We start from the raw sequence: 18,544 nt of genomic DNA, 5'->3' as shown, positions 1-18,544 counted from the left end.
TCTTGCCCAAAGTGACAAAGGGCCCGAAGCTGTAATCAGATCGCCGCCGAGTTACGTCATGAAAACCGCGTTGAAATACTCGTTTATCTACCTGGCATTGCTGACGCTGACTGCCGAAGCACAAGTGCCGGGGCTCGCCAATTGCACGCGCAGCGCGAACCTCCTGGCGTGCATCGATGGCAACGGCAACGCTTATAGCGTCAACACCGTCGGCAGCACGATTTACCTGCGCGGATTCGAGAAAGCGGGCAACCGCTATTGGGCACAAACCAACAGCCGCTACGGGCAACTGACGTTCTTCACCGGCATCGCTTCCGATGGGGAAGCCTGGGTTGGCTACAACCGGCGAGTGGGCTGGACGACGATCAATCGGTTCTCCAGCTCAGGCGGCAGCAGTGCGAAGTTCACCTGCAGCCGGATCACTGGCTGCTAAACCGGCGATCCTTTCTGCTCTTGTTGCCAGGCCATGTAGCTGTCGACAGGCGGATTCTTCTGGAAGTAGCGCTGCAAGCCCTCAAACAAACCGTCTGCCACGGCTTGCTGATGACGCGCCGTCACTAGGCGCTGACTGTCCCGTGCGTTGGAAATGAAACCGGTTTCCACCAGGATTGACGGCACATCCGGCGATTTCAGAACGGCAAATCCAGCCTGTTCCACGCGCTTTTGGTGCAGCGTGGTGATGCCGGCCAGGCTGCCCAGCACTGTGCTTCCGAGTTGCAAACTGGCAGCAATGGTTGCGTTCATCGACATGTCGAGGATCACGCCAGCGAGCATCGGATCCTTGTCCTTGAGATTGAGCAGGCTGGTCGCGCCTAGCAGATCCACACCGTTCTCACGCTGCGCCATGAACCGCGCGGTGGCGGATGTAGCGCCGCCCTCGGACAGGCAATACACCGACGCCCCAGAAGCCGTCAGACGCGGTGCAGCATCGGCGTGCACCGAGATGAACATATCGGCCTTGTGCTGACGCGCAATCTCCACACGCTTGCGCAACGGGACGAAGAAATCGTCGTTACGAACCAGCTTCACATCAAATCCTTTCTCTCGTTTAAGCCGACGTGCGAGTAGTTGTGCAATAGACAAAACCACATCTTTTTCCCGCTCGCCTTTGGCGCCGATTGCACCCGGATCTTTTCCGCCATGACCAGGGTCGACCACCACCATGATGTCGCGCTTGGGGTGGGATTTTTCCTGGGGTGTTTCACGTGGAACGCTCGGAGGCCGCCCCGATGATGCGCTCATCAAGTCCAAAACCAGGCGATGTCCTTGCCCATCTTGAGGCGCCAACAAAAATGAGTTGAGCTGAACCGGGCTGCTTAGATCCAGCACGATCCGGGTGTTCCCTTGGCCAAAATGGCCGGAGCGGATCGAATGAATAGGGGTGCCGGATAACGCCAACTGGCTGAAATCCCCACTCAGGCTGGCGCCGCTCAAATCGATGATCAACCGCTCCGGCGCACTCAAGGTGAAGGTCTTGTAGCTCACAGGACCACTCAGATCGAACACCAGCCGAAGCTTGTCATCCGAACGCCAAAGCCGCGCATTGCGTATCTGCGTGGCGGACACCGAAAAAGGCAAAACAAAGGCCGCGCTGGCCAGCATCAGGTTGAGCAAGTGGCGTCTGTGCATATGAAAGCCTGTTCATGAAAAAGGCATCGTGGTTTGAATTGTTATAATGTAACATCAAATTCAATCACCATGATGGAACTGCTCATGAACGCGCTGACTTTGCCGGATGTCGCGGCTCAAGCCGCCCGCCAGGCCCTGCCTCTCGAATGGGTGGGGATGTGCGGCATCGCATTACCTGTGTTTATCGAAGGCCAACGCTTGACTGCCAAAGCGGATGCAGGCGTCAGCCTGGATGATGGAGACGCTCGCGGCATTCACATGTCACGGCTCTATCTTGGGCTGGAAGCGCTGGAGCAGCAGAACCTTTCTCCTGCTGTTTTACGCCAGGTCCTAAAGCGTTTCCTCGACAGCCACGAAGATCTGTCCGAAACCGCTTATCTGAATATCCAAACTGATTTGTTGCTGAGAAGGTCGGCATTGGTCAGCCCTTTGGCGGGGTGGAAAACCTATCCCGTCACCGTTTCAGCCCAGCTAAAAAACAAAGTGTTCCACGTGGAACTGAAAATCGACGTCGCGTATTCCTCAACTTGCCCCTGTTCCGCAGCATTGGCGAGGCAGTTGATCCAGCAACAATTTGTCGACGACTTTGCCAACAAACCACTGCAACACGCCGATGTGTTGGCGTGGTTAGGCTCGACCCAAGGCATCGTGGCCACACCTCACAGCCAGCGCAGTACCGCCCAGCTACATTTGCACCTGGATGAATTCGTCGACGAACTACCGCTGACATCCATCATCAACGACGCCGAAGCAGCCCTCGGCACCGCCGTGCAAACCGCTGTGAAACGCGCCGACGAACAAGCCTTCGCCCTCGCCAATGGCCAGAACCTGATGTTCTGCGAAGACGCCGCCCGACGCCTGAACCTGGCACTGCGCCGCTCACCCGGTGTCAGCGAATTCCACGTACGAGTCATCCACGCCGAAAGCCTTCATGCTCACGACGCCGTCGCCGAGAGTCATTGGCGCCGGGAGCAGCCATGATTCGCTGCCACAACCTGAGCTGGGGAATACCCGGCCAACCGCTCACTGCACCGCTCAACCTGAGGTTGGAAAGCGGCAGCCTGACGGCAATCATCGGCGTCAACGGCAGCGGCAAAAGCAGCCTGCTTAAAGTCATCGCCGGTCTACAGCGACCGCTGGCCGGCAAGGTCGAGTTGGGTGTTCCACGCCAAAGCGGTTTGTCCTTCCTGCCTCAGCAACAGCATCTGGATCGACAGTTCCCGATCAGTCTTCAAGAGTTGGTGGCCGCCGGTTTCTGGGGACGTCGACTGTCCTCGCAACTGAGAGCCCAACGTCTCGAATCCGCACTGGAAGACTGGCACCTGAGCGGACTGGAACATCGCCCCCTGATGGCCCTCTCCGGCGGGGAACTGCAACGCGCCCTGCTCGCCCGATTGAGTCTGGCCGACACACCGTTGCTGCTGCTTGACGAACCCCATGCCGCGCTCGACGAAATGGGACAGACACTGTTGTGGCAACACCTGCACGCCTGGCACGAACAAGGAAGAACCCTGGTCGTGGTTTGCCATGACCTTGCCGCCGTGCGCCAACACATTCCACAGACCTTGCTGATCAAACCGAGCGGCTGCGCATTCGGCAGCAGCGTCGACCTTATCCAGCAAACACCTCACACGCAGGTGGCCTGATGCTCACGCTGAGCCATTTATGGCAACCGTTCCACGAGTTCGTTTTCATGCGCCGGGCCCTGCTCGGCGGTCTGGTCCTGGCGTGCAGCACGGCACCACTGGGCGTGTTTCTGATCCTGCGCCGAATGAGCCTGATTGGTGACGCCGTTGCCCACGGCATCCTCCCCGGCGCCGCGTTGGGGTTCTGGTTCGCCGGGTTGAGTCTGCCGGCGCTGACCCTCGGTGGACTCGGTGCCGGTCTGAGCATGGCCGGACTCGCCGCGTGGATCACCCGACGCACCGGCCTGCGCGAAGACGCCAGCCTCGCAGCCATCTATCCCATCTCGCTGGCCAGCGGCGTGCTGATTCTGGGAATCGCCGGCAAGCGACTCGATTTGCTGCACCTGCTGTTCGGCTCCGCACTGGCGGTGGACGGCCCGACCCTCCACGGCATGTTGTGGGTATCGGCGCTCAGCCTGATGGCCATGGCACTGATCTATAAACCGTTGCTGCTCGACACGCTCGATCCGTTTTTCCTGCGCACGGTCAGCCGGCTTGGCCCCGTCGCCCACGGCGTGTTCCTCACGCTGGTGGTGCTCAATCTGGTGATCGGTTTCCAGGCCATCGGGGCCTTGATGGTGGTCGGACTGATGATGCTGCCCGCCGCCGCTTCACGCTTCTGGAGCCGACGCCTGCCGATCCTGATTGCCATCGCCGCGCTCATCGGTTGCGCATCGGTATGGCTCGGCCTGTTGCTGTCGTTCTACTACTCGCTGCCCAGCGGCCCGGCCATCGTGCTGGTCGCCGGTGGCGGTTACCTGTTGTCCGTGGTGTTCGGACCGGTTCACGGTCTGTTGCGCCGCCCGCCTTTGCTCACATCCCAATGAGGTGTTTTCCGATGCGCGTTCTACTCGTGCTGTTCAGCCTGATGCTGTCGATGTCGTTATCGGCGGCGGAAAAACTGCCGGTGGTCACCAGTTTCAGCATCCTTGCCGACATGGTGCATCAGGTCGGCGGCGAGCATATCCAGATCACCAACATGGTCGGCCCTGACGCCGATGCCCACACTTACGAACCGACGCCGGATGACGCCAAGGCACTGCTCAAGGCAAAGCTGATCATCAAAAACGGGTTGGGTTTCGAACCCTGGCTGGATCGGCTGGTCGCCAGCACCGACACCAGAGCCCCGGTGATCAGCGCCAGTCGCGGCGTGATTCCGCGCTCGCTGGATGAGGACGGCGAAACAGTCCCCGACCCACACGCCTGGCACAACCTGGCGAACGCCGAGCTGTACGTCGCCAATATCACCAAGGCGCTGATCGCCGCCGACCCGGCAAACAAAGCCGACTACGAGCGTAACAGCCAGGCCTACCTGAAACGGATCTACGCCCTCCTCGCCCAAGCGAAAGCCAAGCTCGGTTCACTGCCGCCGGGCAACCGCAAGATCGTTACCAGCCACGACGCCTTCGGTTATCTCGGTCAGGCCTACGGCATCGACTTCATGGCGCCACAAGGTCTGTCCACCGAACGCGAACCCTCCGCTGCCGAAGTCGCCGCGCTGATCACCCAGATTCGCCAGGCCAAGGTCAAAGCGGTGTTCATGGAAAACATCAAGGACGCGCGCCTGCTGAAACAGATTGCCGACGAAAGCGGCGCACACATCGGCGGCACGCTGTACTCCGACGCCCTCGCCGCCAGTGGCCCGGCCAGCACCTTCACCGGGCTGTTCGAATACAACCTCAACACTCTTTACCAAGCCCTGAGCCAACCATGATCCGTAAAAATCCTTCAGGTGATTTGCCGCAGATTGCCGAGTCTGCTTACGTCGATAAAACCGCGATCATCTGCGGCAAAGTGGTGATCGGCGAAAACGTGTTCGTCGGCCCGTACGCGGTGATCCGCGCTGATGAAGTGGACGCCACGGGCGAGATGGAACCGATCATCATCGGCGCCAATTCGAACATCCAGGACGGCGTGGTGATCCACTCCAAATCCGGCGCGGCGGTGACCATCGGCGAATTCAGCTCCATCGCCCACCGCTCGATCGTGCACGGTCCGTGCACGGTCGGCGACCGGGTGTTCATCGGTTTCAACAGCGTTCTGTTCAACTGCGCGGTCGGCAACGGTTGCGTGGTGCGGCACAACTCGGTGGTCGACGGCCGGGATCTGCCGGACGCGTTCTACGTGCCCTCCACGACACGCATCGGCCCGGGCACCGACCTCTCGCAATTCCCGCCGGTGAGCGTCAGCGCTTCGGAGTTTTCCGAAGACGTGGCGCGTACCAACGTCGACCTGGTGCGCGGCTACAAAGCCCTGCAGAACGAGTTCTGAACCATGAGCAGTGTGCTGATTCGCAATGCGCGGCTGGTGAACGAGGGGCGTGAGTTCGACGCCGATCTGTTGGTCAGCAACGGGCGCATCGTCAAGATCGCCGGCAGCATCGAAGGTGAAAACGCGACCCGTGAAATCGACGCCACCGGCCAATGGCTGCTGCCGGGAATGATTGACGACCAGGTGCATTTCCGTGAGCCGGGTGCGCCGGCCAAGGGCAGTATCCACACCGAATCCCGTGCAGCCGTGGCCGGGGGCATCACCAGTTTCATGGACATGCCGAACACCAACCCTGCCACCCTGACCCTTGACGCGCTGGCCGACAAAAAGCGCCGGGCAGCGATCAACTCGGTGGCCAACTACGGTTTTCACTTTGGCGTCAGTCACGACAATCTGGACACGGTCGCAGCGCTGAATCCGAGCGAGGTGGCCGGGGTCAAAGTGTTCATGGGCGCGTCCACCGGCAACATGCTGGTGGACGACCCCAACACCCTCGAGCGTCTGTTCGCGGAAGTGCCGACGATTCTGCTGGCCCACTGTGAACACACGCCGAGCATCGAAACGAATGCCGCAAACCTTCGCGAACGCTTCGGCAACCAACTGCCACCCGACGCCCATGCGCAGATCCGCAATGCCGACACCTGCTTTCGCTCATCGTCGCTGGCGGTGGATCTGGCCAGACGTCACGGCACTCGTCTGCACGTCCTGCACCTGACCACGGCGCGCGAGCTGGCCCTGTTCGAAGACAAACCGCTGACGCAAAAACGCATCACCGCCGAAGTCTGCCTGCACCATTTACTGTTCGATGACCGTGACTATCCGAACCTCGGCAACCTGATCAAATGCAATCCGGCGATCAAGTCCCAGAGCGATCGTGACGCCCTGCGCCAGGCGCTGCTGAGCAATCGACTGGACGTGATCGGCAGCGATCACGCGCCGCACACCTGGGCGGAAAAACAGCAAGCGTATGAACAGGCACCGTCAGGACTGCCACTGGTGCAACACGCGCTGCCGGCGTTATTGGAACTGGTGGCGGATGGCGTGTTGCCGATCACCACGCTGGTGGCCAAGACCAGCCACCGGGTGGCGGATCTGTTTGCCATTCCGGATCGCGGTTATTTGCGTGAGGGATATTGGGCGGATCTGGTGTTGATTCTACCGGAGCCCAAGGGTGTCGCGGTGTCACGTCAGCCGGTTCTGTCGCAATGCGGCTGGACGCCCTTCGCTCAGCGCAGCTTTCGGCATCGGGTCAGCACGACGATGGTGTCTGGGCAGATCGCGTGGCATGACCATCGGATCCATGACAACTGCCAGGGATTGCCGCTGCGGTTCATGCGCTGAAAAAAACCGCCTCCACTCGATGTGGAGGCGGTTTCGATGGTGACGTTACGCTCGCGGTTTGACCGTGCCGCAATCCTGACCCAGCCAGACTGCCCGGGTTTCCAGACTGCCCTTCTGGTTGATCCCGATGGCATTGAAGGTGCCATTGGCGACGGTGGTGAACTCACGGTCACTGAGGAACGTCGCGACGCCAGTGCCCTGGGCTTTCGGGCAACTGAAGCGGAATTTCCACTGGTTGCCGACACGCTCGGTGATCTGCTGTTTGCAGCCCGACTGCGGGTCCGCCAGCGGAATATCGTTGGTCGCCACCTGCTGCGGCGTCAGGCAGGCGCGGATGCCCTTGCCACCGATGTTGATCCCCTGCTTCTCCAGTTCCGCCCGTTGCTGCGGGGTGATCTGGCCCTGAATCTGGCCGAGGATCGACTGCACATCCATCACCTGATCATCGACCTTCACATTGCTCGACGTCATTTCCCACAACCCCGGCTGCAGCATTTGCGCCTGAGCAACCACCGGCAAGGCCAAACCCAGGCCCAGCGCCAAACCCAGCAGACGAACGTTCATTGAAAAACTCCTGATCAGTAGTGGCCGTTAGACGCCGGCCGCCTGTTTCGGTTCATGGCGGGCGCTGGCGGCGTGAAAACAAATAGCGACAATCGCCATGGAACATGGTCTGTTAAGCATTGAATCTTCAGGAGCAAGGTTGCCCCATGGATTATTTCGGACCGCACATTTTCGGTTATCTGATCGCCCTGATACACACCCTCGGCTCGATCGCCGCGATCCATGCCGTATTGACCGTACGCACCGCCCAAGGCTCGATCGCCTGGGCGTTATCGCTGATCTTCATTCCCTACCTCACCCTCATCCCGTATCTGGTGTTCGGCCGCAGCACCTTCGATGGCTACATCAAGGCCCGCCGCCAGGCCAACGAACAGATGCGCCAGGCGATTTCCGAACTCAACTGGCGCCCGTGGGTGGAAGAAGCCCTGACCGCCCGCGCCTCGAATGCCTATGACTCGTTGCGCGCGATGCCGAAGCTGGGACGCATGCCGTGCCTGGCGAACAATGAAGTGCGATTGCTGATCAACGGCGCGGCCACCTTCGAGGCGATTTTCCACGCAATCGACCAGGCGCGGGAAGCGGTGCTGATCCAGTTTTTCATCATTCACGACGATCGTCTCGGTCAACGCCTGCGTGACCTGCTGCTGAAGAAAGCGGCCGAAGGCGTGGTGATTCATTTGCTCTACGACCGCATCGGCAGCCACGCCCTGCCCCACAGCTACGTGCAGGCGCTGCGCGACGGCGGCGTCGAGGTCAAGGCGTTCGCCACCCGCAGCGGCTGGCTCAATCGGTTCCAGGTGAATTTCCGCAACCACCGCAAGATCGTGGTGGTCGACGGGCTGATCGGGTTTGTCGGCGGGCATAACGTCGGCGACGAGTACATGGGTGAAAAACCACCGCTGGCGCCGTGGCGCGACACTCACGTCCAGGTGCGCGGCCCGGTGGTGGCGTGCATGCAGGAATCATTTGCCGAAGACTGGTTCTGGGCCGCGAGGTCATTGCCGCCGCTGATCCTGCCGGACACGTACCCGGAGGACGGCGTGCTTTGCCAATTGCTCGCCAGTGGCCCGGCGGATGCTTACGAAACCTGCTCGCTGTTCTTCGTCGAAGCCATCCACGCCGCCACCGAGCGCGTGTGGATCACCAGCCCCTACTTCATTCCCGACGAAGCCGTGTTCGCAGCATTACGCCTCGCGGTGCTGCGCGGGGTCGATGTGCGCCTGCTGCTGCCTTCGCGTCCCGACCACCGCATCGTCTACGCCGCCTCCAGCCTTTATGCGTTCGAAGCGGTACGCGCCGGCGTGCGGGTATTCCGCTACGAACCAGGGTTCCTGCATCAGAAGGTGGTGTTGATCGACAGCGAAATCAGCGCCATCGGCAGCGCCAATCTGGACAACCGTTCGTTCCGGCTGAATTTCGAAGTGATGCTGCTGACCGTCGACAGCGAGTTCGCCGCCAGTGTGGAACAGATGCTCAACGATGACTTCGCCCAAGCCTATGAAGTCGCCAAAGAAGAAAGCCGGGAGATCCACCGCCTGCAACAGGTCGGCATGCGGATCGCCCGGCTGATTTCACCGATTCTCTAGATTCAAGGGTGGTAGATGTCGTCCCTCGTCCACGGCAGTTCATGGCTGCCGTCGGCATGGGCCTTCACGGCGAGGATCTGGTGCAGATTGATCCAGCCGCGAGCGAACGCATAAGCGCAGCCCGCCAGGTACAGACGCCAGATACGCAGCGCCTGGTCCGGCACCAGTTTCGCGGCGGCTTCGAGGTTGTCCTCCAGCCGTTCGCTCCAGTGGTCCAGAGTACGAGCGTAGTGCAGGCGCAGACTCTCGACGTCGACGATTTCCAGACCCGCTTCGCTGATCTCGGCCGAGATCATCGCCAGGTGCGGCAGCTCGCCGTTGGGGAACACATATTTCTCGATGAAATCCCCGGCGCCGCGCCCAACAGGGCGGCCATCGGTGTGCTTGGCGGTGATGCCGTGGTTCATCACCAGACCGCCCTCTTTCACCGCGCCGAACAGGGTTTTGCAGTATTCGGCCAGATTGGCGTGGCCGACGTGCTCGAACATGCCGACGCTGACCACTTTGTCGAAGCGCCCATCCTGGGGCAGATCGCGGTAGTCGAGCAGTTGCAGTTCGATCTGGTCTTCCAGACCTTCGGCTTTCACTCGCTCGCGGGCCAGGGCCAGTTGCTCTTTGCTCAGGGTGATACCGAAGACCTTGGCGCCGAACTCACGGGCGGCATACCGCGCCAGTCCGCCCCAGCCACAACCAACGTCCAGCAGATAGTCCCCGGGCTGCAGGCGCAGCTTGCGGCACAGGTGCCGGAACTTGGCTTGCTGGGCTTGCTCCAGGGATTCGCTGCCGGTTTCGAAATACGCGCAGGAATACGCCATGTCGCTGTCCAGCCACAGCTGGTAGAACGCGTTGGACAGGTCGTAGTGATAGGAGATGGCTTTGGCGTCGGTTTCCTTGTCATGCACGGTGCGCACCGGCTGACTGTCTTCGTCCTCGTCGAGCAGCGCCGTGCTCAACTCATCGCACACCCGGATGACCTCGCTGATCGAGCCTTCCAGTTCGAGTTTGCCCTCGACGAACGCCGCCCCCAGCGCGTCGAGACTTGGATGAGTCAACTGGGACACCATCAACGGGTCCTTGACCACGATGGTGACACTGGGCGTCGGGCCCAGATTGAATTCATGGCCGTCCCAGAGTCGCAGGCGTAGCGGAAGCTGCAGATTCTGTAAGGCCGGTGGAAGTTGCGCGAGCATGGAATATCCCCCTGGTTTCAGACGTCTGATCTGAGGGTAGACCATCCTTGAAAATTAGCAGGCTATCGATTTGATAGTCGCCGACTATCAGCCTCAGAGGCTGTCATCGCGCTGTCATCCCTGGTTCAGTGCGCCTTCTCAAATGACTGCGAGACCGGCGCACAGTTCGAAAATTGATCAGTCCGACGCTTTGAGCTTCAGCAGTGGTTCCTGAAAACGCAGCAGGCGGCCAGCATTACCCAGCACCAGCAAAGTGCTCAGGTTGTGCAGCAATGCAGCGATCATCGCCCCCGCCGCACCGAGCCAGCCGAAGGCCGCGAACACCACAATGGCCAGCGTCCAGCCCAGGCCGATGATCACGTTCACCTGCAAGGTCCGTCGGCACTGGCGGCTCAGACGCACGCAGGTACCGAGCCGACGCAGGTCGCTGCCGATCAGCACGATGTCGGCGGAGGCCAGCGCAATGTCCGCGCCACCCGCTCCCATCGCAACACCGACGACGCCGGCCTTTAGCGCCAGCGAATCGTTGATCCCGTCGCCGACCACCATCGGCCGGAAGCCGTTGTCGATTTCCTTGAGCACTCGATTGAGCTTGTCTTCGGGCAACGCCTGGGCTTCGACTTCGTGCAGGCCGACATCCTTGGCCAGTGTCTGCGCGACGCTTTGCCGGTCACCGGTCAACAGCAGTTGCCGCCCCAACCCGAGATCACGCAGTTCGCTCAACGCAAATCGCGCTTCCGGTTTGACGGTGTCGGCCAGCAACAGCCAGGCAAGGAATTCGCCGTTCAGTGCCAGCCCGGCAATCGGGCCATCGTGTTCGGGGATGGCGGTGGTCGGGATGCCCAACTGCGCAAACAGCTCCGGACGCCCGAGTGCGGCGTCGCCTTGCGCGGTTTTGGCCACTACGCCCAGCCCCTGCCGCTCATGAATATCGGTCAGCACCAGCGCCTCTTCTGCGCTGACCAGTCCGGCCAGCGCGCGGCTGACCGGATGGCTGCTAGCCGCACCCAGGCTTGCAGCCAGCGCCATCACCGACCCGTGATCTGCTCGCAGGCTGTTGATCGATTGCAAGCGCAGCGTGCCGTACGTCAGGGTGCCGGTCTTGTCGACGACCAGCGAAGTGAGATCGGCCAGCTCCTCAAGGAATGCCGAACTGCGAATCAGAATCCCGTGCCGCGCCGCCACCGCCACCCCGGCAATCGCCGTGGCAGGTGCCGACAACACCAGCGCGCATGGGCATGCTGCCACCAGCACCGCGAGCATCGCCTGCGCATCGTTGGTGATAAACCAGGTCACCGCCGCGAGCAGCAACACCAGCACCATGTAGCTGCCGGCATAACGTTCGAGCAACCGGGTGATCGGTGGTTTGGAGCGTTCGGCGTTCTGCATCAGCGCGATGACTTTGCCGAGGGTGGACTCATCCCCGGTGCGAGTCACTTCGATTCGCAGCAGCCCGTCGAGGTTGATCGCACCGCCGAATACCGCCATGCCGACGCCCGCCTCGACCGGCACCGACTCACCGGTGATCGACGCCGTATCGAGGCTGGCCTGGCCGGATAAAACCCGACCGTCCGCCGGCACTCGATCCCCGGCGCGCACTTCGACTTTGTCGCCGGCCTTGAGCGTGCCGTTGTCGACTTCGATGATCGAGCCGTCCGCCTGCACCTTGCGCGCGTGGCTGCGGGTCAATTGGCCGAGGGCATGAATCGCTTCCTGGGAACCGATCACACTGCGTTCTTCCAGCACGTGGCCGAAGATCATGATGATCGGCAACAGCGCCGCCGTGAGCAGATCGCCCGTAGCCCAGGCCCCGATCATCGCCAAAGCGATCAACTGATCGGTGATGCCGTGCAGGCTCGGATAACGCAGGCTGAACCACGCCGAACGCATCACCGGCACCGCGACTAATAAAGAAGCGAATCCGAGCAACAGCTGACTGACGCCGGTTTGCTCGGGCATCACCCCGCGCCAGATCAGCCCCAGACCGAGCAAGCCAAGGGCGAGCATCGCCAGGGTCAACTGGCGGGCGGCGCGGCGTTGTTCGGCCGAAGACAACAGGCTCGGAGCTGAGGTGGTGGCAGTCATTTACTGGCTCCCTGAATGATCAGGCGGGAATCGTCTTTCGGGTCGATCGTGGTGACCGAGCCGGCCTGACCGAGAATCTTCGGCATCCGCTCGCGGTACAGACGCAGCAGCATTTGCGGGTCGGTGCCCTGCTGTTGCGCCTTGGCCAGGCTTAACACTGTCGCCGTGTCGGCGGAGGCTTTAGCCAGGCGCTCACCGGCCTGGGCGTGGGCGACTTGCAGCGTGCGGTCGGCTTGCTCGTTGGCGGACTGGGTGAGTTTCTCGGCTTCGGTGCGGGCATTGGCGACCGCTTTGTCGGCTTGCTGGCTGGCGGTGAGGACCGCGTTAAACGCGCTCACCGCCGGCTCCGGCAGACTCGATTGCACATCGACCCGTGCTACTTCGATGCCGATGCCCTGACCGCTCGCCTTCAACTCGGCGAGGCGGCGGTTGATGCCTTGCACCAGATCGCCGCGCAGTCGTTCGCGACGTTCGGCGGCCTGATTGTCAGCGCCGATCAGCTCTGGTCGTGCGACCAGAATCGTGTCCAGGTCCCGCGCGGCCGTCAGCGCCACTGCGCTGCGGGTCACCACTCGATCCAGCGCCGGCAGCACGTGCTCGCCTTGCAGCACAAAGTCATAAGGATCGGTGACCTTGTAGAACACCCGCACATCCAGCTGCACAACACCGGCGTCACCGGTGAGCAGATAACCGGAACCGGCGAGCGCATCACTCAGCGGCGTGGCGAAGGTTGCCACGCGATCCGCCTGCAGGGCCTGATCGCTGCGCAGCAAGTTTTCCACTCTGCGCTCGATCACCCGATCCGCCGCCGGCAACAAAACCACCTGTTCGAACGGCTGCGGCCACGCCAACAACAACCCGGCATTCTGAATGCGGTCCAGCGCTCCGAAATGCAAAACCACCGCGCGGTTTTGCGGGTCAATCTGCCGGACATTGGAAAACGCCCAGGCCAATGCCGCGAGCACTGTCACCGCATACAGAGCGAAAAACGCCAGACGTCCCGCTTGAATCCACGGACTGTTCAGCGAATGTGTTCCACGTGGAACTTCATTCATGGCTGCGATCCGCTCTTGCTGTCGAGATTGGGCGGACCGTCGACCAACACCCGGAACGGCGCGGCGTCGGTGCGCAGGATCAGTTTGGTGTCCGGCGAAACGATGGTGCCGAGGGTATCCAGCGAGCGCAGCAAGTTGTACAGCTGCGGCGAACCGGCGTAAGCACGTCCGTAAATCTGCGCCGCTTCCACCCGCGATTGGGCTTCGATATCGGCAGCTTTCACCGTGGCATCGGCTTGCACGATGCGCGCATCGCGTTCGGCGGCGGAGCGGATTTGCGCTGCCTCTCGCTTGCCGATGGCCGTGCGCTCGGTGGCGATGGTTTCGCGCTCGGCGCGCATCCGGTCAACCGTTGCAGTGAGGGTCACCGATGGCAATGTCAGACGTTCGATGCCCACCTGCACCACCCGCACGCCGTAAGTCGCGAGCAGTTGCTGATCAATTTGCTGACGCAGCTGCGCTTCAAAATCGGCGATGCGAACCTGGCTGGCATCGGTATTCACCAGATTGGCCAGATCAAAACTGCTGGCCGTGGTTTCCAGTGCCGAGCCGACAAACGTGCGAATCTGCCGCGCCGCTTCGTCCGGCTGATTCTGCACGGCGCGCATGAAGCGCTGCACGTTGTCGGGATCGCCCTGCACCTGCCAGGCCACGTACGCCTGAACGATGATGCGCAAACCGTCGCGGGTGCCGACATCCTGCAAGCCGCTGGAGGTCGTGCGCAAACGCAGATCCACCGGAATCGCCGCTTCGAACGGTGCCGGCCAGCGCCAGCTCAGACCCGGCTCCAGCAACACGCGGGACGGATTGCCGAAACGGGTGATGACCGTGGCTTCACCGGAGCGCACTTGCACCAGGCTCGCCGCCGCGATGGCGAACGCCACCAGCAACGCCGCCCAGCCCATACGTTTCCAGGGGAAAGGCCCCGCCTCTTCCGGCGCACCGTGGTGATGGTGATGATGCCCGTGATGGTGATGACCGCCGCCATGAGCATGATCGTGGCCGCTGTGGTCATGGTGATCGTGAGTGTGCGACTGGCTCAATGGGTGGCTCCTGGCTGAGCGGTGGTGCGCGCCGGATCTGCCGGCAGCGTGAACGTACGCAGGTCGATGGTCGGTGCGTTACTGCTGCCGCCCAGGCGATGGTCGAGTACCAACAGTTTGGCTTTGCTCAAACCCTGGCTGAGTTGGCTGAAGTATTGCTCCAGCACGAAGGCCTGGCCGGCGCTGGCGTAGGCCTTTTGTTCGGCGGTGAACTTCAGATCCGCCGCCCGAGCGGTGGCATTGATTTCATGGGCGTTGGCACTGGCCTGATCCCGAGCGAGGCTGGCCTGCAACTGCGCCTGGTTACTCGCTTCGGCAGCGGCGCCGCGCTCGCGAGAGATCAACGCCTGAGCGCCGATCTGCGCCGCTTGCACGCTGTGATAGGCATTGGCCGCACCGGCCGGCGGGTGTATCGCTTCGACCACTGTGGCGAGAATTTCCACGCCGCTGTCGAGTTTCTGCAGATCGCTTTGCACGGCGCGGCCGATTTCTTCGGCGAGTCCGGTCCTGTCCTCGCCAAGCAAACCATCGAGTGTGCGCGAGGCAAAGTCATGCACCAGAATCCGGCTGGCGGTGCTGCGGATCAGCGTCGGCACATCGGCGCTGTTGTAGGTGGCGGCCAGTGCGGCTTGATCGCTCAGGCCGATGCGATAGACGAAGCGCACGTCCATGTTGACGATTTGAAAGCTCTGCTGATCGCCCCGGCTGCTGGCGATAACCTGGGACTTGTCATTGACGTGACTGGCGTCCCACAAACGGTTGGCTGTCAGTGGCGCCGGACCTTCTGCCGGGTCCAACTGCACGGGTGCCGGGTTCTCGCCGACGCTGGTCGCCAATTCATGGACCACGCCGTTCTCGACATTCAGCACACGCCCCAACGGCCAAGGCAAACCCGCATGCAGCCCCGGCCCGAACACCTGCACCGGTTTACCGAAACGCTCGTAAATGGCACGGCTTTGCATCGGAATTTCGTGAAGGCCGGTGAGCAACCAGCCCACCGTTGCTACCAGTACCAACACCGGCAAGAACGCGCGGCGCATGTAACTGAAGGCCCAGATCTGACGCAGATCGATGCCGAAGCGGTTATGCAACTCATGCTGCAACGCAAGCAACGGTTGTGGCGGCCAACGCAGCAGATCGGCGACGAAACTACGGGCCAGCAGCACCGGTTCGAGTTGTTCGCGGCGCGGGCTGAACAACGACAGCAGTGCACGCAGCAGCAATTCCAAGGCAACCAGCCCCGGCAGAATGCCGATCAACACTGCCAGACGCACCGGCCAGATCGCACTGTCACTGGCGAACAACAGGCACAACGCGCCCAGCACCAGACTGATGATTGCAACTCGCGTCAGCTGCGCCAGCGCTCCGGCCTCGGGCCATTGCGCCGGGTTTTCCTGCGCCAGTTGCCGCTCCAGCACCAGCAGACCGAACGCCAAGAGCAACGCGATAGCCGCGCCGACCGTGGCGGACAACCCCACACCCGCCGCCGGCAGCGTCAGATTCCACGTCTGCTCGAGGCTCAGCAGCACCAGCAACGACCACCCGCCAAGCCACAACGTGGCCGCACCGATCTGCCCGAGCAGATGCAGACTGCGCTGGCTCATCCGATCCAGCAGCCGCTCGTACCAGCCATCCGGCGCAGGTTCTTCAGCAACCGTCACCGGCACCACGGGATTGATCACCCACGCCCGCCATTGCGTCACCCACCATGCCGATTGCAGCCCGGCGACCAGCACCAGCAACGCCGCGCTCTGATTGACCAGCAACGCGGGCCACAGCGATTGCGGCGCAAACAGCCCGACAAAAAATGCCAGCACCCACCCTGCCCCGGCCAGCGCGCCCAGACCGATCGCCAGGCGACGCAAACGCCGGCCCTGCGTCGCCGCTTGCTGAAAGCGCGGCAACCCGGTCACCGGCGTGCCTTCATCCAGATCGACTTGCATATCCCCCCAAACTCTTTGGCTCACTGCACATATCGTTACGATATAACGAAAGTCGTGAAATATTTGTACTCATTTGCATCATTCAAAGATGGGCAACCTGTCGCTTGCCTGAAGCCTTGACCGAAATGTCTGGAAACGCACATATTACGTTCGTAATTTTAAGCACCAACTACTTTTACCGATCCGCATCCTTCAGCCAGGAGTAAAAGCATGAGCAACTATGACGTGGTGATTCTGGGCGGTGGCCCCGGCGGTTATAACGCAGCCATCCGCGCCGGCCAGCTGGGCCTCAAGGCCGCGTGCGTCGAGGGCCGCGCCACGCTGGGTGGCACCTGCCTGAACGTCGGCTGCATGCCGTCCAAGGCGCTTTTGCATGCGTCAGAGCTGTACGAAGCGGCGTTGGGCGCGGAGTTCGCCAATCTGGGCATCGAGGTCAAACCCACGCTCAACCTTGCGCAAATGATGAAGCAGAAAGATGAAAGCGTGAGCGGCCTGACCAAAGGCATCGAGTTTCTGTTTCGCAAAAACAAGGTCGACTGGATCAAGGGCTGGGGCCACATCGACGGCCCTGGAAAGGTCAGCGTGACCGGCGATCAGGGCAGCAGGATCGAGCTCACCGCAAAAGACATCGTCATCGCCACCGGCTCCGAGCCCGCTCCCCTGCCCGGTGTGGTGATCGACAACAAGCACATCCTCGACTCGACCGGTGCGCTGTCCTTGAGCGAAGTGCCCAAGCATCTGGTGGTGATCGGTGCGGGCGTGATCGGTCTCGAACTCGGCTCGGTCTGGCGCCGGCTCGGCGCGCAGGTGACGGTGGTGGAATACCTCGACCGCATCTGCCCCGGCGTCGACGGCGAAGCCGGCAAGACTCTGCAACGCTCGCTGAGCAAACAGGGCATCAGCTTCAAGCTGAGCTCGAAAGTGACCAGCGCCACCTCCTCGGCCTCTGGCGTACAGCTCAGCGTCGAACCCGCCGCTGGCGGCAGCGCAGAAATCCTTGAAGCCGATTACGTACTGGTGGCCATCGGACGTCGTCCGTACACCCAAGGCCTGGGCCTGGAAAACGTCGGCCTGAGCACCGACAAACGCGGCATGCTCGCCAACAAACAGCATCGCACCGAGGCGCCCGGCGTGTGGGTGATCGGCGACGTCACGTCCGGGCCGATGCTCGCGCACAAGGCCGAAGACGAAGCCATGGCCTGCATCGAACAGATCGTCGGCAAGGCCGGCGAGGTCAATTACGACCTGATTCCCAACGTGATCTACACCCGGCCAGAGCTGGCCAGCGTCGGCAAGACCGAAGAGCAGCTGAAAGCCGAAGGCCGGGCGTACAAGGTCGGCAAATTCCCGTTCACCGCCAACAGCCGGGCGAAGATCAATCACGAGACCGAAGGTTTTGCCAAAGTCATCGCTGACGAGCGCACCGACGAAGTCCTCGGTGTGCACCTGGTCGGCCCGAGCGTCAGCGAAATGATCGGCGAATTCTGCGTGGCCATGGAGTTCAGCGCCTCGGCCGAGGACATCGCGCTGACCTGTCACCCGCATCCAACCCGCTCCGAAGCGCTTCGTCAGGCAGCAATGAATGTCGAGGGGATGGCGACGCAGATGTAAGCACTGTGCGAATACTTCCCGCGCAATGCGGGAAGTATCAGGACGGCAGATGCCCCAGCGGCAACACGCCGGGCGTCTTTACCGTGTGGATCGCAAAATTGCTGCGGATGTCGCTTACCCCCGGCAGCTTCAACAGGCAACCGGTGAGAAAGCGGTCATAGGCGCGTAGATCCGGCACCACCACTTGCAGCAGAAAGTCCGACTCCCCGGACACCAGAAACGCTGAAATCACCTCCGGCAACGCCGTCACCGCCCGGTGGAACGCCTCGGCTTGTTCGTCGTTGTGCCGCTCGACCTTGACCCCGACAAACACCGTCAGACCCAACCCCACTTCATCGCGATCCAGATTGGCCTGATAACCGCGAATCACCCCAGCCTCTTCGAGCATCCGCACCCGGCGCAGACACGGCGATGCCGACAGACCGATCTCGTCGGCCAACTGCACATTGCTCAAGCGCCCGTCCCTTTGCAGCGCGGCGAGAATCTTGCGATCAAAGGCATCCAGTTTCATGGTTGGCAGATCCTGATGGTTTAGGCGGTG

The 18,544-nt window shown here is 61.7% G+C and carries 17 protein-coding genes; 9 read left to right on the top strand and 8 right to left on the bottom strand.

What is annotated here, in order from left to right:
* Nucleotides 1–58: 58 nt before the first annotated feature.
* Complete coding sequence (locus GQX66_RS21990) at nucleotides 59–433, top strand: glutamine synthetase (protein WP_240871386.1); 375 nt, start codon at nucleotides 59–61, stop codon at nucleotides 431–433.
* Here the strand turns inward: GQX66_RS21990 and GQX66_RS21985 are convergent.
* Complete coding sequence (locus GQX66_RS21985) at nucleotides 430–1,629, bottom strand: N-acetylmuramoyl-L-alanine amidase (RefSeq protein ID WP_240871384.1); 1,200 nt, start codon at nucleotides 1,627–1,629, stop codon at nucleotides 430–432. The genes GQX66_RS21990 and GQX66_RS21985 overlap by 4 nt on opposite strands.
* 84 nt (nucleotides 1,630–1,713) lie before the next feature.
* On the opposite strand from GQX66_RS21985, the gene folE2 reads away from it, so the two are divergent.
* From folE2 to GQX66_RS21955, 6 genes are read left to right on the top strand one after another with little or no spacing between them, the layout of a single operon-like run.
* Nucleotides 1,714–2,610: a GTP cyclohydrolase FolE2 gene (folE2, locus tag GQX66_RS21980; protein WP_240871382.1), complete on the top strand. Its 897-nt coding sequence runs from the start codon at nucleotides 1,714–1,716 to the stop codon at nucleotides 2,608–2,610.
* Complete coding sequence (locus GQX66_RS21975; RefSeq protein WP_102687935.1) at nucleotides 2,607–3,275, top strand: ATP-binding cassette domain-containing protein; 669 nt, start codon at nucleotides 2,607–2,609, stop codon at nucleotides 3,273–3,275. The genes folE2 and GQX66_RS21975 overlap by 4 nt, the downstream gene beginning before the upstream one ends.
* Nucleotides 3,275–4,141 (top strand): metal ABC transporter permease, encoded by an 867-nt coding sequence (locus GQX66_RS21970; RefSeq protein ID WP_129972453.1) that lies wholly within the window; start codon nucleotides 3,275–3,277, stop codon nucleotides 4,139–4,141. The genes GQX66_RS21975 and GQX66_RS21970 overlap by 1 nt, the downstream gene beginning before the upstream one ends.
* 11 nt (nucleotides 4,142–4,152) lie before the next feature.
* Nucleotides 4,153–5,028, top strand: coding sequence for a metal ABC transporter substrate-binding protein (locus GQX66_RS21965; RefSeq protein WP_240871378.1), 876 nt, complete (start codon nucleotides 4,153–4,155; stop codon nucleotides 5,026–5,028).
* Entirely contained in the window at nucleotides 5,025–5,585 is a 561-nt protein-coding gene (locus GQX66_RS21960; RefSeq protein ID WP_240871376.1) for a carbonate dehydratase, read from the top strand. The genes GQX66_RS21965 and GQX66_RS21960 overlap by 4 nt, the downstream gene beginning before the upstream one ends.
* Nucleotides 5,586–5,588: 3 nt before the next feature.
* Nucleotides 5,589–6,926 (top strand): dihydroorotase, encoded by a 1,338-nt coding sequence (locus tag GQX66_RS21955; RefSeq protein WP_240871375.1) that lies wholly within the window; start codon nucleotides 5,589–5,591, stop codon nucleotides 6,924–6,926.
* Between the two features lie 45 nt (nucleotides 6,927–6,971).
* Here GQX66_RS21955 and GQX66_RS21950 read toward each other — a convergent pair whose 3' ends face one another.
* Entirely contained in the window at nucleotides 6,972–7,490 is a 519-nt protein-coding gene (locus tag GQX66_RS21950) for a DUF3617 domain-containing protein (RefSeq protein ID WP_007954220.1), read from the bottom strand.
* 146 nt (nucleotides 7,491–7,636) lie between these two features.
* On the opposite strand from GQX66_RS21950, the gene cls reads away from it, so the two are divergent.
* Nucleotides 7,637–9,076: a cardiolipin synthase gene (gene cls, locus GQX66_RS21945; protein ID WP_240871373.1), complete on the top strand. Its 1,440-nt coding sequence runs from the start codon at nucleotides 7,637–7,639 to the stop codon at nucleotides 9,074–9,076.
* A 2-nt stretch (nucleotides 9,077–9,078) separates the two neighbouring features.
* Here cls and cfaB read toward each other — a convergent pair whose 3' ends face one another.
* The 5 genes from cfaB to GQX66_RS21920 all read right to left on the bottom strand — a co-directional run bounded on the left by cfaB (nucleotide 9,079) and on the right by GQX66_RS21920 (nucleotide 16,392).
* Nucleotides 9,079–10,266 carry a C17 cyclopropane fatty acid synthase CfaB gene (gene cfaB, locus GQX66_RS21940; protein WP_039765033.1) on the bottom strand — a complete coding sequence of 396 codons (1,188 nt, stop codon included), beginning with the start codon at nucleotides 10,264–10,266 and terminating at the stop codon, nucleotides 9,079–9,081.
* Nucleotides 10,267–10,443: 177 nt separating this feature from the next.
* Complete coding sequence (locus GQX66_RS21935; protein ID WP_240871370.1) at nucleotides 10,444–12,351, bottom strand: heavy metal translocating P-type ATPase; 1,908 nt, start codon at nucleotides 12,349–12,351, stop codon at nucleotides 10,444–10,446.
* Nucleotides 12,348–13,406, bottom strand: a complete 1,059-nt coding sequence (locus tag GQX66_RS21930) for a protease modulator HflK (protein WP_240871368.1) — start codon at nucleotides 13,404–13,406, stop codon at nucleotides 12,348–12,350. The genes GQX66_RS21935 and GQX66_RS21930 overlap by 4 nt, the downstream gene beginning before the upstream one ends.
* Nucleotides 13,403–14,449, bottom strand: coding sequence for a protease modulator HflC (locus GQX66_RS21925; RefSeq protein WP_045121726.1), 1,047 nt, complete (start codon nucleotides 14,447–14,449; stop codon nucleotides 13,403–13,405). Before GQX66_RS21925 ends, GQX66_RS21930 begins: the two co-directional genes overlap by 4 nt.
* Nucleotides 14,446–16,392 carry a protease modulator HflK gene (locus GQX66_RS21920; RefSeq protein ID WP_240871365.1) on the bottom strand — a complete coding sequence of 649 codons (1,947 nt, stop codon included), beginning with the start codon at nucleotides 16,390–16,392 and terminating at the stop codon, nucleotides 14,446–14,448. Before GQX66_RS21920 ends, GQX66_RS21925 begins: the two co-directional genes overlap by 4 nt.
* Nucleotides 16,393–16,602: 210 nt before the next feature.
* Between GQX66_RS21920 and lpdA the strand changes: the two genes are divergently transcribed.
* Entirely contained in the window at nucleotides 16,603–18,003 is a 1,401-nt protein-coding gene (gene lpdA, locus GQX66_RS21915; RefSeq protein ID WP_240871363.1) for a dihydrolipoyl dehydrogenase, read from the top strand.
* Between the two features lie 37 nt (nucleotides 18,004–18,040).
* Here lpdA and GQX66_RS21910 read toward each other — a convergent pair whose 3' ends face one another.
* Complete coding sequence (locus GQX66_RS21910) at nucleotides 18,041–18,514, bottom strand: Lrp/AsnC family transcriptional regulator (RefSeq protein WP_085747983.1); 474 nt, start codon at nucleotides 18,512–18,514, stop codon at nucleotides 18,041–18,043.
* Nucleotides 18,515–18,544 lie beyond the last annotated feature (30 nt).

The sequence above is a fragment of the Pseudomonas sp. B707 genome (assembly GCF_022496685.1).
In the GTDB taxonomy this organism is placed as follows: Bacteria; Pseudomonadota; Gammaproteobacteria; order Pseudomonadales; family Pseudomonadaceae; genus Aquipseudomonas; species Aquipseudomonas paraglycinae.
Note: the sequence above shows the minus strand (reverse complement) of the source record. Positions and strands in the feature narration are given on the sequence as shown.

What these genes read in the sequence shown, in the direction of transcription:
- GQX66_RS21990 (WP_240871386.1), top strand. Translation starts at nt 59, where the DNA reads ATGAAAACCGCGTTGAAATACTCGTTTATCTACCTGGCATTGCTGACG.
- GQX66_RS21985 (WP_240871384.1), bottom strand. Translation starts at nt 1,629, where the DNA reads ATGCACAGACGCCACTTGCTCAACCTGATGCTGGCCAGCGCGGCCTTT.
- folE2 (WP_240871382.1), top strand. Translation starts at nt 1,714, where the DNA reads ATGAACGCGCTGACTTTGCCGGATGTCGCGGCTCAAGCCGCCCGCCAG.
- GQX66_RS21975 (WP_102687935.1), top strand. Translation starts at nt 2,607, where the DNA reads ATGATTCGCTGCCACAACCTGAGCTGGGGAATACCCGGCCAACCGCTC.
- GQX66_RS21970 (WP_129972453.1), top strand. Translation starts at nt 3,275, where the DNA reads ATGCTCACGCTGAGCCATTTATGGCAACCGTTCCACGAGTTCGTTTTC.
- GQX66_RS21965 (WP_240871378.1), top strand. Translation starts at nt 4,153, where the DNA reads ATGCGCGTTCTACTCGTGCTGTTCAGCCTGATGCTGTCGATGTCGTTA.
- GQX66_RS21960 (WP_240871376.1), top strand. Translation starts at nt 5,025, where the DNA reads ATGATCCGTAAAAATCCTTCAGGTGATTTGCCGCAGATTGCCGAGTCT.
- GQX66_RS21955 (WP_240871375.1), top strand. Translation starts at nt 5,589, where the DNA reads ATGAGCAGTGTGCTGATTCGCAATGCGCGGCTGGTGAACGAGGGGCGT.
- GQX66_RS21950 (WP_007954220.1), bottom strand. Translation starts at nt 7,490, where the DNA reads ATGAACGTTCGTCTGCTGGGTTTGGCGCTGGGCCTGGGTTTGGCCTTG.
- cls (WP_240871373.1), top strand. Translation starts at nt 7,637, where the DNA reads ATGGATTATTTCGGACCGCACATTTTCGGTTATCTGATCGCCCTGATA.
- cfaB (WP_039765033.1), bottom strand. Translation starts at nt 10,266, where the DNA reads ATGCTCGCGCAACTTCCACCGGCCTTACAGAATCTGCAGCTTCCGCTA.
- GQX66_RS21935 (WP_240871370.1), bottom strand. Translation starts at nt 12,351, where the DNA reads ATGACTGCCACCACCTCAGCTCCGAGCCTGTTGTCTTCGGCCGAACAA.
- GQX66_RS21930 (WP_240871368.1), bottom strand. Translation starts at nt 13,406, where the DNA reads ATGAATGAAGTTCCACGTGGAACACATTCGCTGAACAGTCCGTGGATT.
- GQX66_RS21920 (WP_240871365.1), bottom strand. Translation starts at nt 16,392, where the DNA reads ATGCAAGTCGATCTGGATGAAGGCACGCCGGTGACCGGGTTGCCGCGC.
- lpdA (WP_240871363.1), top strand. Translation starts at nt 16,603, where the DNA reads ATGAGCAACTATGACGTGGTGATTCTGGGCGGTGGCCCCGGCGGTTAT.
- GQX66_RS21910 (WP_085747983.1), bottom strand. Translation starts at nt 18,514, where the DNA reads ATGAAACTGGATGCCTTTGATCGCAAGATTCTCGCCGCGCTGCAAAGG.